Genomic DNA, 13952 nt, shown 5'->3' with positions numbered 1-13952 from the left:
TACACTTAGAAAGGGCTAGTTATCTTCCAAGTCGCTAGGGAAGGTGGCAAACAGCGGCAGTGGCATCGGCTGCCTCCGCAGAATCTCTGCCCATAGGTCTACCGCGCCCGGAGCGATCACATCGGAGGCCAACGCAGGAGTGGCATACCAGTAGCCCTGGCCGAGCTCTTCCTCCAGCCGATCGCCCTGCCACTCTAGGTAGCCGGCGAACAGCCGCACGGATTCCACATACTGCTGAAGCTGCGCTAGCGGGGCACGCAGATCTACTACCACGATGCGATGCGCGAGATAGCGCAAGAACGGTGCGCTTGCAATGTCCGCAGGGGTGAGACCGGCCTTCAGGACTCCCAGTGCGACCACGGAGTCCAAGTTCTCATCGCCACCCACGTAGAAGGCCTGCGGGGCGGCAACGAGTGGTACTAGCTGCTCCATGACATTTGCCACCGCAACATCACCGCGTTTGTTCAGCGTGATCCCCAGGGTTCGTTCCGGCGTCTGCTCCACGATCAACACTGCGGTACGGGAACGGAAGTCCAGATCGATGCCCGGAGCTGCGAGCAACACGCTACCGGGGGCGATATCCCCAAGCTCGAGAGCTCGAAACAGCCGGTCGGCAAAGAAGTCCTCCATTTATTGTTCCTTCCACCAGGCAAGCAGTTCACGTTCTGCCTCGGCCGGATCAAGCGGGCCGCGTTCTAAGCGGAGCTCCTTGAGGAACGCCCATGCCTTGCCGACCTCGGGACCCGGCTGCAGGCCCAACAGTTCCATGATCGCATTTCCGTCGAGGTCAGGACGGACCTTTGCCAAATCTTCTTTGGCGGACAGCTCGACAATGCGCTCCTCCAAATTGTCGTAGGCGCGACGAAGCCTGGCCGCCTTCTTCTGGTTACGGGTGGTGCAATCGGCGCGCACTAGTTTATGCAGCCGAGGCAGCAACTCACCGGCATCCGTGACATAGCGGCGCACCGCGGAGTCGGTCCAGGCATCCTCGCCATAGCCATAGAAACGCATATGCAGAAATACCAGCTGGGAAACATCGGCCACCATCTGCTTGGAGTACTTCAGCGCGCGCATTCGCTTGCGGACCAGCTTCGCGCCCACGACCTCGTGGTGGTGGAAGGTCACCCGGCCGTCGACAAACGCGCGGGTTGCTGGCTTACCGCAGTCATGCAGCAGCGCTGCCCACCGCAGCACCAGGTCTGGCCCGTCTTCTTCTTGGTCCATGGCCTGACGCAGCACAGTCATCGAGTGCGCATAGACATCCTTGTGTTGCAGGTGCTCGTCGGCTTCCATTTGGATCGCGGTGAGCTCGGGCAGCACATGCGCGGCGATACCGCTGGCAACTAGAAGGTCAAACCCGTCCCACGGGGCAGCACCGGCCATCAGTTTGTCCAGCTCCACCTGAATACGTTCTTTGGTGATTCGGTTGATCTCCGCCGCCATATCGCTCATGGCTTCCTGCACGCGCGGTGCGACCGAGAACCCGAGCTGAGACACAAAGCGCGCGGCACGGAGCATGCGCAGTGGGTCATCGTGGAAGCTTTGCGACGGCAGGGCAGGGGTATCTAGTACGCCCGCTTCCAGCGCCGCCAATCCATTCAGCGGATCATGGAAATTCAGCTCGCCTGCCGGACCAATCTCAACGGCCATGGCGTTAAGGGTGAAGTCTCGGCGAATAAGATCGCCCTCTAAACTATCGCCATATTCCACCACGGGGTTTCGGGAATCTCCGTCGTAGGCGTCAGCACGGAACGTGGTGATCTCAATCTGCTGCCCATGCTTCTCCGCTGACAGCGTGCCAAAATCGATGCCCGTATCCCACACCACATCGGCATATTCGTCCAGAATCGCCCGGGTTTCCTCGGGGAGGGCGGAGGTGGTGAAGTCCAGGTCATGACTCAGTTTTCCCAGCATGGCGTCGCGGACGCTACCACCTACAAGGTAGAGGCGGTGGCCACGGGCGTCGAAAAGCGCAGCCAAGGGTGCCAGCGTGCCCCGGAGCTCCTCAAGTGCGCTGGTAGCGCGCGCGAGCATGCCAAGGCGGGCGGTCGAATCAAGTTCTGCGTTCACCTGGCACATTCTACTTGTGGCCCCGCCGGGAACCAATCCTCGTGTGAGACGCGGTGGCAGGATACGATGTTAAGGATGACTGACCAGCAACGGCCGAGCGCCGAAACCCCGAAGCCTAGGCGACGTGGCCCACAAGGTGCCGCCGCGTCCCGGGGTGGCGAAGCGTCCACCGGCCCGGAAAAGCAGGGTCAGGAAAAGTCAGCAACCGAGGGCTCGAATAAGCGTCGGCGCCGCCGCCGTGGCCGCCGCGGTGGGGCCAATAAACCCGAACAGGCTACGCCACGCACCGAGGACGCACAGGAGGGTGGCCAGCGTCGTCGCGGCCGTCGCGGCCGACGCCCGAACCGGGACCAACGCACGAAACAGCGCACCTCTCAGCGCTACCCCGAGCGCTCCCACATGCAGACCAATGATGAAACCTCAGCGGGTGGCCTGGTGGTCAGTGGTCTCGCTGAGGCTGTTGACGACGCCGGGAACGTTGACCTCGCCAAGATTTATGTCGCCCTCATCGGTCGCCTCGATCGTCGCGGTCGCCTCCTGTGGTCGATGCCAAAGGGTCACGTCGAGCCAGGGGAGAACCGCGCCGCCACGGCAGAACGCGAAGTCTGGGAAGAAACCGGCATCCATGGCAAGGTTTTCGCCGAACTGGGCGTGATCGACTACTGGTTTGTCTCCGAAGGCACCCGCATCCACAAAACAGTGCACCACCACCTGCTTTCCTACGTGGACGGCGACCTCAACGATGAAGACCCCGAGGTAACCGAAGTAGCGTGGGTGCCAGCGAGCGAGCTCATCGAGCGACTTGCTTATGCTGACGAGCGCAAACTCGCGCGCATCGCACACGATCTCATCCCAGATTTCGCCCGAGCAGCGAAAGCCGAGGGAAAGGCAACCCCCCGGTGAGGGCTCCGCACTGGTTGCCCAAGATAGCCGGGATCGCCCTCGCCGGCTCCTTGACCACCCTTCCTATGGCGGGCGCGGTACCGTTTCCGCTCACCCCCGCAAACCCCGAAATCGCATTGCAGTGGGCGAACCCGGAGGTCCGCACCCTAGACACGCAGTCACTAGTGAGCTCGAGTATCGACCATATCGAGGGCAACACCATGACCGTCACACTGGTCAATAAGTCGGGCGTAGCGTTGAGCGATGTCAACGTGCGCACCCAACGCGGCGCGCCTGTCTCCTCAGTCACTGCGGGAAGCTCGGCGCTGGCCGCCGACCAATCCTATTACGGGATTGCGGCGTCCTTCCACAGCCTCAATATTGACCTGGCCCCGGAAGAAAGCTACACCTTCACCACTGAGATCCCGCTCGAAGAACTACAGCTGGAAGAGCCCGGGGTATATCCGCTGCTCATCAACCTCAATGGACAGTTGGGAGCCGGCGGTCAGCAATATCTGACATCACAGCGCACCCTCTTCCAAGTCGGTGACCTGCCCAAAGCGAAGGAACAGTCAACTACTCCGGTGAGTATGCTCATCCCGGTTACCGGACTCACCAACATTCTGCCTGGTGAAACTGGGGAGGCTCCTAATGATCCACCGCTAGTCCTACAAAGCGAACAATTCGCTCAAGACCTCGGCCCCGATGGGCGCCTTACCCAGCTATTGCAGGCCTACGAGACGAACAATTCCAGCAGCTGTCTCGCCGTTGACCCTGAGGTGGCCGCCACCGCCGAGCGCATGTCTCACGGCTACCAAGTTGCGGAGGGGCGCAAGAACCCAGTTGCGCGTAAACCCCGCCTGCGCGACTCCTGGGGTTCTAAAACCGAGGAGGTCCCGGGTGTTCCTGGCACAGGCGCACAAGATGCCGCACTATGGATTGCTCAGCTACGAGGCATTGCCCGCGAAGGTGGCTGTATTGTGCCCTTGCCATGGGCTAACGCTGAGCTTAACGCGGTAGCTAAGACTGGGAACAACACTTTGATGCGCGAAGCGCTCACCCGAGGCGAGAATAAGCTGAATCAAGTGCTGGGCGTGCCGGTCGATTCAACTGTGATCCATCCCGGTTTCGGTTACCTGGAAGACCGCGCCCTGCACAGCATCGACGAAACGCTCACAAAGCCGACGAGTGTGCTTGTCGCGGACAATACGATTTCGGCCCCGGTGACCAAGATGAGCGAGCGGCTCACCGCGGTGGGCTATCACTCCGAGCTTTCGGCGCTGCTGGCAACAATCGGCGATACGCCGGCAACAGCTGGCTATGCCAACCAGTGGGAGCGCTTTGATTATCGACTCGACTCCGCGGTAGCACGTCGAACTAGCGCAGCGGCCGGAGTCTCCTTGGCCGTGGCAGAGAGCGAGCGTCCACTGCTGATCGTGCCACCACCGGATCTGCAGGCCGAAGATCTGCAAGCGCTACAGCAACGTGTCCACCAGCTCTTTGACAGCGGGCGCGCGACAGCAATTTCCCTACCCGAGTACATTGCACAAGCCCCGACGGGCGCCCCGGAGGTCAGTGCTGCCGGCGCGGCCAACAGTGGCTCTCCCTTCGCAGACCCGACGGTAGTCACCGACACCGAGATCTTGCGCGCCGGGCAACAAGCGAAGAACATTGATGATCTGACGAACCTCACCGTTCCGGAACCGACGATCGCGCTTACTCCGACAGGGTTCACCAACCCATTGCGCTATGACATCTTGCGCGCGCTGTCTACCAACGCACGCCGCAGCATCGGTAGCTACGATTCTCGGGCTCAACTCACTGACGAAATCCTCAACCGCAACCGCGACATCCTGCAACAGCTGCGTGCTTCCGTAGTACTGCTGCCTCCAGGCAACGTATACACCCGCACCTCTGAGTCCTCTCCCTTGCTCATCGTGGCCGAGAACGGCTTACCCCTGCCAGTTGATGCTCGCCTAGGCTATTCGGGTCCGGAAGGAGCCTCCATTACGGTCGCGGAATCCCTGAAAATCCCGGCGCGAGGCTCTATCACCACGCAGATGATGGCCGATCTCCCCGAAACGAAGGGCCGCACGGATCTCACCGTCTGGTTGGCCACCCCAGATGACACCCGAATCAGCGTTCCAGTAGAAATCGGCGTGCAGACTCGCTCCGGAGTACTTGGCAAGGGTGGCATCATCACGCTACTTCTCGGTGCGCTCGGTTTTGCGATGTTTCACGTGAAACGACGTAGATCTCGTCGCATTTAGGCTCGTTGTATCGTGGTTTCGCGTTGGAGAAGGGCTAAACTCTTGCTTTTACCCCCGATCCCTCCAAGAATGGGCAGACGTGGACTCTTTGAATTCCCAGACTCAACCGCAGGGCCAACGCTCACGCATCGTCGCTCCGGCTCCACCCGCACCCACCGCGGAGCCGGTACGGAGAAAGGCGCCAGCTTCTGAGCCTGTCGACGACCGCTCCTTGCTGCTCCATGACCCCGCAACATCACCGGCAGTTCCAGTAGCCGACGGGGCGGAACCGTCGGATGCCGACCTTGTCCGATCCACCGGCTCTATGGCCGTCGCCACGCTGATTTCTCGCATCACGGGCTTCCTGCGCAACGCGATGATCGTGTGGACGCTGGGCGAGGCGATCTCCTCTGCATTTAATACAGCCAACACACTCCCAAACCTCATCACGGAGATCGTTCTCGGGGCCGTGCTCACCTCGCTGGTGGTGCCTGTCCTGGTTCGTGCGGAGAAGGAGGATGCCGATAGGGGAGAGGCGTTCATCCGACGGTTGTTTACTCTCGCAGCGGCATTGCTAATCTTTGTCACCGTCACCTCCGTTGCCACGGCGCCGTTACTGACTGCGCTGCAGCTTCGTTCCGATGGTCAAGTGAACCTCAGCCAGGCCACCGCCTTCGCTGTCTTTCTTCTGCCACAAATCTTCTTCTATGGTGTGTTTTCGCTCTTCATGGCGATTTTGAATACCAAGGGAATCTTTAAACCCGGTGCCTGGGCGCCGGTGGTCAACAACCTCATCGCGCTCGCAACCCTGGCTGCCTATTGGCTGCTGCCCGGACACTTGGATCCACAGCAACCGGTAACGCTGTCTGATCCGCATGTCCTGTTGCTCGGACTGGGTACTACTTTCGGCGTGATTGTCCAGGCAATCATTTTGTTGCCGTACCTCCACAAGGCTGGGGTCAATCTGAAGCCGCTGTGGGGCATTGATGATCGCCTCAAGCAATTCGGTGGAATGGCGTTGGCGATCATCGTGTACGTGGCGATCTCCCAGGCTGGTTACATCGTGACCACCCGCATCGCCTCCGGTGCCGATGCTGCGGCCCCAAACATCTACCAGCAGTCCTGGCTGCTGCTCCAGATGCCCTACGGCATCATCGGTGTCACCCTGCTGACCGCTATCATGCCTCGCTTGTCCCGGCGCGCTGCGGAAGGGGACGACGCTGGCGTGGTCGCCGACCTAACCTTGGGCACCAAGCTCACCTTCCTCGCCCTGATCCCGGTGGTGGTGTTCTTCACCGCCTTCGGCACCTACATTTCCATCGGCCTATTCGCCTACCTTGAGTTCTCGCTAGCGGCTGCCACTACGCTCGGCTGGACGCTGTCCTTCTCCGCGTTCACCTTGATCCCGTACGCGCTCGTCTTGCTGCATCTGCGCGTCTTTTACGCCCGCGAGGAAGCCTGGACCCCAACGTTCATCATCGCCGGGATTACGCTCACCAAGATCATCCTGTCCTACCTGGCCCCCGTCATCGCGACCTCCCCGGAGCGCGTTGTGGTGCTGCTCGGCGCAGCCAATGGATTTGGTTTCGTCGCTGGTGCGGTGATCGGTGGCTTCCTGCTACGACGCCACCTCGGCTCGCTCAATGGTCGCGATGTTTTGCGATCAACGCTCTGGGTCACCGGAGCCTCCCTGGTCGGCGCCCTGGCTGCGTGGATCTTGGATCTCGCCCTCAAGACCCTTTTGGCTCAGCTCTGGATCCAGTTCGGCTCCGCTGGATTCCTCGTACGCACCGCCCTCATCGGATGCTTCTTCTTGGCGGTCACCATTGCGATCCTGGCCAAGTCCCCGCTGGAGGAGGTGCAGCGTTTCCGCGATGTAGTTAAGCGCAAGCTCGGCCGGGCGACGCCAAGCCAGGCGGCAGAAGTGTCGCTAGCAGTCGCCGCCACCGAGTCCACCCCGATCCCTGCCCCGATGTCCGCCGGCCTGGTGCAACCGCCACGGCTGCTGCCGGGCGCTCCGGTTCTCGACGGCCGTTTCCGCCTCCTGAAGTCCTTCGGTGTAGCAGGGGATGAAGCTGTAACAGCTAAGTTCTGGCAGGCCAAGGATCTCACCTCCGGCCGCGATGTGGCCTTGACTTTCGTGGATACCGCCGGCGCCTCTGCGGCCGCCTCTGCTGGTGCTGCCGCTGAGGTCACTCGTCGCACCCGTAAGCTTGCCGAGCTCGGCCATCCTGCAATTGCTGATGGCATCCAAGTGGTTGCCTATCGCGCCGGGTGCCTCGTCATCGCAGACTGGGTCCCCGGATCCGCGCTCCGCGCCGTAGCCGAGTTGGGGGAGGCCAACCGAGATGCGGCAGCGCTAGCCCTTGCCCCGCTCGCTGATGCCGCCGCTAGCGCCCATGCGAAAAGCCTGCCATTGGGTATCGACGCCATCGACCGGGTGCGCATCAATTCTGAGGGCAGCGCAGTGCTGGCCTTCCCAGCGGTGCTCGCCTGCAACAGCCCCGAACAGGATCGTAAGCAACTCGTGCTGGCTTTCACCCAGTTGGTGCGCGACGAGAAACTTGAGCCTGCTGAAGCAGCCACGGTGGCGGCGCGGCTGCGGGGCGAGTCAGAAGTCCCGGAGACGGAATTGCTTCCTACGGTCGTCGAGAAGCACCCGGAGCCGGATGCCCTCGCGGGCTTTGGTGCTAAACGTTTCTCCCGCACGATGACGAGCATGCTGATCGGCATTTCCATCACCTTGGTCGCGATCATCGCGGTCCTCACCGCCTACCTGATGGGCGTAGTGGGCGGCTTCCGCAGCGATTCACCTGTGCGGGTGGACTCCGATATTGTGCATACTTCTGTGATACCTACTCCAACCAGCTGATTTAACGCCACAACCGAAGCGCTTGGTCAGAGTTATCCCCAGCCGGGATAGCCCTCGCCAAGCGCTTTCTTGTGGCCCGGGGCACAATAGTGATTGCAAGGGGGAAACTTTAATAACACGGGGGAATAAGCACCATGACTGTGTGCACCGATCAAACATTGGTGTCCAATTACATTGGTGGCGATGAACAGGCCTTTGCCGAAATCGTCCACCGCTATCACCACTCGCTGTGGTGGGCAGCCCGGCGGCAGGTCAACACTGACCACGATGCCCAGGACATCTTGCAAGAGGCGCTGTTTCGCGCCAGCCGGACCATGCACATGTTCCGTGCCGACTGCAGCCTAAAAACCTGGCTCCACCGCCTGGTCAGCAACGCGAGCTATGACTTCCGCAGGTGCCGCTACCGCAGCGCCGAACTGCTGCTTATCGACGACGAAGCTGCCGACATCCCGCAACGGACTTATGACCCATTGAGCGCACTCGACCTCACCTTGACACTGTCCAACGTGTTGCTGCGCCTGAATGAGAATCAGCGCAGGGTATTGCTCATGGTGGACCTGCTCGGCTTCACTGTCCGCCGCGCCGCAACTGACCTCGGAGTTTCTATAGGAACCCTGAAATCTCGCCGCTCCCGCGCGATGCAACACCTGCGGGCACACCAAGCAGAGCTGGTGGGAATGTAAGTCGCAGCACCGATGTTGAATGGGACAATGAGAGCGCTAAGCTGGTTGGCCTAGGCGAATACCCAATTCGAATGAAAGTTGTTGCACCATGAGCGAAACCCCTGTCCACGACGTTGCCATCATCGGTTCCGGTCCTGCGGGATATACCGCAGCGATTTATGCGGCGCGTGCCGAGCTGAAGCCAATCATGTTTGAAGGCATCGAATTCGGCGGTTCCCTGATGACCACCACTGAGGTGGAAAACTTCCCTGGCTTTGCCGAGGGCGTCATGGGCCCAGAACTCATGGAGCAGATGCGCAACCAGGCAGAGCGCTTCGGCACCGAAATGCTCATGGAGATTGTGGACCGTGTCGAGCTGGAGGGTGACGTCAAGAAGATCTGGGTGGGGGATGACCTCTACCAGGCTCGTACCGTGATTCTCGCGATGGGCGCGGCGCCGCGCTACCTTGGTGTTCCTGGTGAGCAGGAGCTGCTCGGCCGGGGCGTTTCCTCCTGCGCCACCTGCGATGGTTTCTTCTTCCGCGACCACGACATCGCCGTCGTCGGTGGTGGCGATTCCGCAATGGAAGAGGCGACCTTCCTGACCAAATTCGCCAAGTCCGTGACCATCGTGCATCGCCGCGAGGATTTCCGTGCTTCCGCGATCATGCTCGAGCGCGCAAAAGCTAACGAAAAGATTAAGTTTGCCACCAACAAGGTGGTGTCCCGGGTACTTGGCGAGTCTTCCGTGGAAAGCTTGGAACTCAAGGACACGGTCACCGGCGAGGTTTCCGTGCTTCCCGTTACCGCGATGTTCGTGGCCATTGGGCACGACCCTCGCTCTGCCCTGGTGCAGCCTGCCGTCAAGACTGACGAGTCCGGCTACATTGTGGTGGAAGAGCCTTCCACGCGTACTAACGTGCCGGGAGTGTTCGCTGCAGGTGACATTGTGGACAGCCACTATCAGCAGGCTATTACCGCTGCTGGCTCCGGTTGCCGCGCTGCGATCGACGCAGAGCATTACCTCGCTTAACGCTTTAGGAGTATCGCATGAGCAACGTCATTAATGTCACTACCGACACTTTCCGGAGTACGGTCATTGACTCTGAGAAACCTGTCCTCGTGGACTTTTGGGCCCAGTGGTGTGGCCCGTGTAAGAAGCTCGGACCAGTGCTGGAAGAAGTAGCCGAGGAGCTCGGTGACGCAGTCACCGTAGCCAAGGTCAATGTGGATGATGAACGCACCCTCGGCGCGCTGTACCAGATCATGTCGATCCCAGCTGTGATGATTTTCAAGGGCGGCAAAAAGGTCGACGAGTTCTTGGGTGTGCGCTCAAAGCAAGAGATAGTCGCCAAGCTGAACGCTCAGCTGTAACTGGTAATCTAAGACACCTAAAGATCTACATTGATAGGAGAGCAGTGACCGAACTGTTGCAGGTTGGCGATAAAAGCCCTCGGGTAGCCGAAGTACGGGCTACCTTGGCGAGGCTGGGGCTGTTGCCACACCACGAAGGTGAACTGCAGCCGGGCGCCTCACGCCAGTTCTCGCAGGAAGACATGTACTTCGACGAGGAACTGGCCTCAGCGCTGCGTGCTTTCCAGCAGAGCCGCGGTATCCGGGCCGACGGTGTCATCTGTGACAAGTTGCTGCGCCTACTACGGGAAGCCTCCTACCGTTTGGGCACCCGCGTGCTGATCTATCAGCCGGGCAACGTCATGATTGGTGATGATGTCGTCGAGCTACAGACGCAGCTACAGGAATTGGGCTTTTACGCGCACCGCATCGACGGCCATTATGGTGAGGCCACCTACAACGCCGTGATGAACTATCAGCTCAACTACGGGCTAAACGAGGATGGCATCACGGGTCCCGACACCATCCGCGCGCTGGGTCTTTTAGGGCGCCGGATCACCGGTGGTTCCCGCCAAGCCATTAGCGAGCGGGAGCGCGTCCGCCAGGCCGGTCCGAAGCTAGCCGGGAAACGCGTGGTTATTGACCCGCACCTCGGCGGCTCCAACAAGGGCCAAGTGGTGGATGGAAAGTTTGGTCGCATCACGGAGGAAGAGATCCTCTGGGATCTAGCTACCCGCGTTGAGGGCCGGATGATCGCGGCAGGGATGGAAGCGATCCTTTCGCGCCCACGCCTGTCCGAACCAGACACGAAGCAGCGCGCCGAGATCGCTAATGCCTTTGGGGCGGATCTGCTAATTAATCTGCAGTGCGATTCCTATCCGAACGAACGTGCCAACGGTGTGTCCACGTTCTACTTCGGTTCGGAGATCGGCGCTACCTCGCTGACCGGCGAAATGCTGTCCGGTTACATCCAACGCGAGGTAGTGGCTCGCACGGGGCTAGGCAATTGCCGCAACCACGCGCGAACCTGGGATCTGCTCCGGATGACCAAAATGCCGACCATCGAGTTGGTGTGTGGCTATCTGACGAATCCGGGAGACGTTGAGATCCTCACCGACCCGAATAACCGTGATGCCATCGCAGAGGCAATCATTGTGGCCGTGAAGCGGCTCTACCTGCTTGACGACGACGATCAGCCTACCGGCACCTACAAGTTCGCGGAGCTGCTAGAAGCAGAGGCGCAATAGCGGGCTCGCTAGTCGAGCCTGGCGTTGTCTAGCAGAGCGCTAGCGAAAGCAATTCTTCCACTTCGGCGGCCGCGAGCAAACCATCGGCGGGTGGGAGTTCCAGACGATAGCGAGGCACTTCCTCGTGCTCTTTGACCACTGCGAATCCGGAAGCAAGCAACAGTTCCTCGGGGATGAGGCCGATTGGGCCATAGGTACCCGAGCGCCAGCCAAAAGCCTCGACCGCGGGTACATCGCGGGATAGGAGATGGGCCAAGGCGGCGTCGATAAGCACGGTCTGCAGGTTGGTGTTGCCGCTGTCCAGGCAGCCACAAAACAGGGAGCTCAGGAGCGTCGCATCGGCGGCGACCGGACCGCTGGGCAGTTCTTGCGCGCCCGGCAGCAGGGTAGGGGAGGCAAAGAGGATGGTTGCGACAGGGGAGTCGGAAATGGCAGAAAATCCGCAGGTCCCGTAAGTCATTAGGGTGCGGCTGAGCCAGAGCTCTTTCGCCATCTCCGCGTCTGCCACCGTGGAGCCAGCCTCCCAAAAGGCAGAGCGACGGCAAGCCGGGTGGACATTTCCCAAACTCACCGGCTCAATGCGCATTAGTCCTCCAGCAGTCCCATGATGCGCTCGAAATCATCACGGTCGCCGAACTCGACCACAATCTTGCCTTTTCGTTTACCCATTTGGACCTGTACTCGGGTGTCAAAGCGATCCCCAAGCCGAGACGCGGCAGCGCTAGCGAATTCGGGCAGCGGGGCCTTCGTGCGGCTCTGGCGTGCTGGCTCTTCGCCACGATTGGCCAGCGTGACGGCCTCCTCGGTTGCCCGGACTGATAGTCCCTCAGCAACGATTCGGCTCGCGAGAGCTTCTTGTGCCGGTGAGCCTGCTTTCAATCCCAGCAAAGCGCGGGCATGCCCCGCGGACAGCACACCGGCGGCGACCTTACGTTGCACGCTGACAGGCAGAGCTAGGAGGCGAATCATGTTCGTGATGAGCGGGCGTGAACGACCGATACGATCAGCGAGCTCCGCTTGAGTGACGCCGAACTCCTCGAGCAGTTGCTGGTAGGCCGCAGCTTCTTCGAGTGGGTTTAACTGGGCGCGGTGAATGTTCTCAAGAAGCGCGTCGCGGAGCAAGTCACCGTCATCGGTCTCACGAACGATGGCGGGGATGGCTTCCAGACCAGCCTTAGCGGCTGCGCGCCAACGGCGCTCGCCCATGATCAGCTCGTAGCCATCCTCGTGTTCGCGGACCACAATCGGCTGCATGAGGCCGAATTCCTTGATGGAGTGGACGAGCTCAGCGAGGGCTTCGGGATCGAAGACCTGACGGGGCTGCTTCGGATTCGGCCGGATCTCGTTGATCGGGATTTCCCGGTAGGTGGCGCCGAACTCGGTTGTCTTAGCTGGCTGTGCTGCCTGCTTTTGCTTAGCTCCGGAGTCTTGTCGCGCAACCTGCTTCGCAGCGTTCTTCTTGGTGGCGGACTTGGACCCAGCTTTCTTAGCCATCGCCGGCAGCGCACCTGCTTCCCGCGCGTCACGAGCAGCCTGGCCGGCGCCCATGCTGCCACCGATGATGATGTCAGCTGCGGAATTTGTCAGCTGCGGCTTTTGCTCCGGTGCACTGGGAATTAGGGCCGCGAGGCCACGGCCGAGACCGCCCTTGCGAGTTTCGTTAGCCACTAATCGTCCTTTCCATTCTGTGGTGCGCAACCGACGGGGCCGGAGTCTTCACTTGGCAAATAGTCGCCGCGACGAGCGATTTCCTTCGCGGCATCCAGGTAGGCGAGCGCACCGCGCGAACCCGGATCGTATTGCAGCACAGTCTGGCCATAGCCCGGTGCCTCGGAGACCTTCACTGAACGCGGAATCATGTTGCGCAACACCACATCGCCGAAGTGTTCGCGGACTTCCTGCGCGACTTGTTCAGCGAGCTTGGTGCGGGCATCGTACATAGTAAGCAGGATCGCGCTGATGTGGAGCTCGGGGTTGAGATGCTGGCGAATCATCGTGATGTTATTCAGCAACTGTCCCACGCCCTCAAGTGCGTAGTATTCTGCTTGGATCGGGATGATGACTTCGTTCACTGCGGTCATCGCGTTGATGGTAAGCAGGCCGAGCGACGGCGGGCAATCAATAATCACATAGTCAAAGCCTTGGCTGCTGAGGAATGTGTCATCAAGCGCGTCACTTAAGCGGTATTCCCGACGCACCATGGACACTAATTCGATCTCAGAGCCAGCCAAGTCAATGGTGGCGGGGATGCAGAATAGATTGTCATTAAAAGTAGACTTCTGCATCGCCTCCTCGGCTGTGCATTCTCCGATGAGCATTTCGTAAGAGGAGAGCACACCGGAGTGATGCTCGGCGCCTAGCGCGGTAGAGGCATTTCCCTGGGGATCCAGGTCCACTACTAGTACTTTCAGCCCGTGAAGGGATAGTCCTGCAGCCAGATTCACGGAGGAAGTGGTCTTACCAACGCCGCCCTTTTGGTTAGCGATAGTAACTTTCCGGGTGGTTTCCGGGCGGGGGAGTGAGAGGGAGTTTGGTGTCATCACCTGCGCCGCGCGTCTAGCTGCGGCTGCAATCGGTGTGTCGTCCCAGAACTGCTCGTCCATTCACATTCCCTTCG

12 protein-coding genes are annotated in these 13952 nt (G+C 60.4%); 7 read left to right on the top strand and 5 right to left on the bottom strand.

The features are described from left to right. Positions 1 to 15: 15 nt before the first annotated feature. Together WG915_RS07685 and WG915_RS07680 are read right to left on the bottom strand one after the other, a co-directional pair. Positions 16 to 630: a YqgE/AlgH family protein gene (locus tag WG915_RS07685; protein WP_339564795.1), complete on the bottom strand. Its 615-nt coding sequence runs from the start codon at positions 628 to 630 to the stop codon at positions 16 to 18. Further along, entirely contained in the window at positions 631 to 2079 is a 1449-nt protein-coding gene (locus WG915_RS07680; RefSeq protein ID WP_445227803.1) for a CCA tRNA nucleotidyltransferase, read from the bottom strand. A gap of 57 nt (positions 2080 to 2136) precedes the next feature. Between WG915_RS07680 and WG915_RS07675 the strand changes: the two genes are divergently transcribed. The 7 genes from WG915_RS07675 (at position 2137) to WG915_RS07645 (ending at position 11335) form a co-directional block, all read left to right on the top strand. Further along, positions 2137 to 2973: an NUDIX hydrolase gene (locus tag WG915_RS07675; RefSeq protein ID WP_445227802.1), complete on the top strand. Its 837-nt coding sequence runs from the start codon at positions 2137 to 2139 to the stop codon at positions 2971 to 2973. After that, complete coding sequence (locus WG915_RS07670; RefSeq protein WP_339564793.1) at positions 2970 to 5222, top strand: hypothetical protein; 2253 nt, start codon at positions 2970 to 2972, stop codon at positions 5220 to 5222. Before WG915_RS07675 ends, WG915_RS07670 begins: the two co-directional genes overlap by 4 nt. Before the next feature lie 79 nt (positions 5223 to 5301). Then, positions 5302 to 8073: a murein biosynthesis integral membrane protein MurJ gene (locus tag WG915_RS07665; protein WP_339564792.1), complete on the top strand. Its 2772-nt coding sequence runs from the start codon at positions 5302 to 5304 to the stop codon at positions 8071 to 8073. Between the two features lie 134 nt (positions 8074 to 8207). Beyond that, positions 8208 to 8756 carry a sigma-70 family RNA polymerase sigma factor gene (locus WG915_RS07660; protein ID WP_339564791.1) on the top strand — a complete coding sequence of 183 codons (549 nt, stop codon included), beginning with the start codon at positions 8208 to 8210 and terminating at the stop codon, positions 8754 to 8756. 88 nt (positions 8757 to 8844) lie between these two features. Next, on the top strand, positions 8845 to 9768 hold the full coding sequence (trxB, locus tag WG915_RS07655; RefSeq protein WP_339564790.1) for a thioredoxin-disulfide reductase: 924 nt from the start codon (positions 8845 to 8847) through the stop codon (positions 9766 to 9768). 17 nt (positions 9769 to 9785) lie between these two features. Further along, a complete protein-coding gene (gene trxA, locus WG915_RS07650) occupies positions 9786 to 10109 on the top strand; it encodes a thioredoxin (RefSeq protein ID WP_339564789.1) in 324 nt (107 codons plus the stop codon). Between the two features lie 44 nt (positions 10110 to 10153). Then, the gene (locus WG915_RS07645; protein ID WP_339564788.1) at positions 10154 to 11335 is read left to right on the top strand and encodes an N-acetylmuramoyl-L-alanine amidase; all 1182 of its coding nucleotides are present in this window, start codon (positions 10154 to 10156) and stop codon (positions 11333 to 11335) included. A gap of 28 nt (positions 11336 to 11363) precedes the next feature. On the opposite strand, the gene WG915_RS07640 is transcribed toward WG915_RS07645, so the two are convergent. From WG915_RS07640 to WG915_RS07630, 3 genes are read right to left on the bottom strand one after another with little or no spacing between them, the layout of a single operon-like run. After that, a complete protein-coding gene (locus WG915_RS07640; RefSeq protein WP_339564787.1) occupies positions 11364 to 11921 on the bottom strand; it encodes a hypothetical protein in 558 nt (185 codons plus the stop codon). Then, on the bottom strand, positions 11921 to 13003 hold the full coding sequence (locus WG915_RS07635) for a ParB/RepB/Spo0J family partition protein (protein ID WP_339564786.1): 1083 nt from the start codon (positions 13001 to 13003) through the stop codon (positions 11921 to 11923). Before WG915_RS07635 ends, WG915_RS07640 begins: the two co-directional genes overlap by 1 nt. Further along, entirely contained in the window at positions 13003 to 13938 is a 936-nt protein-coding gene (locus WG915_RS07630; RefSeq protein WP_339564785.1) for a ParA family protein, read from the bottom strand. The genes WG915_RS07635 and WG915_RS07630 overlap by 1 nt, the downstream gene beginning before the upstream one ends. Between the last annotated feature and the right edge of the window lie 14 nt (positions 13939 to 13952).

The sequence above is a fragment of the Corynebacterium sp. H128 genome, from assembly GCF_037482625.1.
Classification (GTDB): domain Bacteria; phylum Actinomycetota; class Actinomycetes; order Mycobacteriales; family Mycobacteriaceae; genus Corynebacterium.
This window is presented reverse-complemented; position numbering and strand designations above follow the sequence as displayed.

Excerpts from the sequence above, each read along its gene's own strand:
- WG915_RS07685 (WP_339564795.1), bottom strand. The coding sequence starts at position 630 with ATGGAGGACTTCTTTGCCGACCGGCTGTTTCGAGCTCTCGAGCTTGGG.
- WG915_RS07630 (WP_339564785.1), bottom strand. The coding sequence starts at position 13,938 with ATGGACGAGCAGTTCTGGGACGACACACCGATTGCAGCCGCAGCTAGA.
- WG915_RS07675 (WP_445227802.1), top strand. The coding sequence starts at position 2,137 with ATGTTAAGGATGACTGACCAGCAACGGCCGAGCGCCGAAACCCCGAAG.
- WG915_RS07660 (WP_339564791.1), top strand. The coding sequence starts at position 8,208 with ATGACTGTGTGCACCGATCAAACATTGGTGTCCAATTACATTGGTGGC.
- trxB (WP_339564790.1), top strand. The coding sequence starts at position 8,845 with ATGAGCGAAACCCCTGTCCACGACGTTGCCATCATCGGTTCCGGTCCT.
- trxA (WP_339564789.1), top strand. The coding sequence starts at position 9,786 with ATGAGCAACGTCATTAATGTCACTACCGACACTTTCCGGAGTACGGTC.
- WG915_RS07640 (WP_339564787.1), bottom strand. The coding sequence starts at position 11,921 with ATGCGCATTGAGCCGGTGAGTTTGGGAAATGTCCACCCGGCTTGCCGT.
- WG915_RS07680 (WP_445227803.1), bottom strand. The coding sequence starts at position 2,079 with ATGTGCCAGGTGAACGCAGAACTTGATTCGACCGCCCGCCTTGGCATG.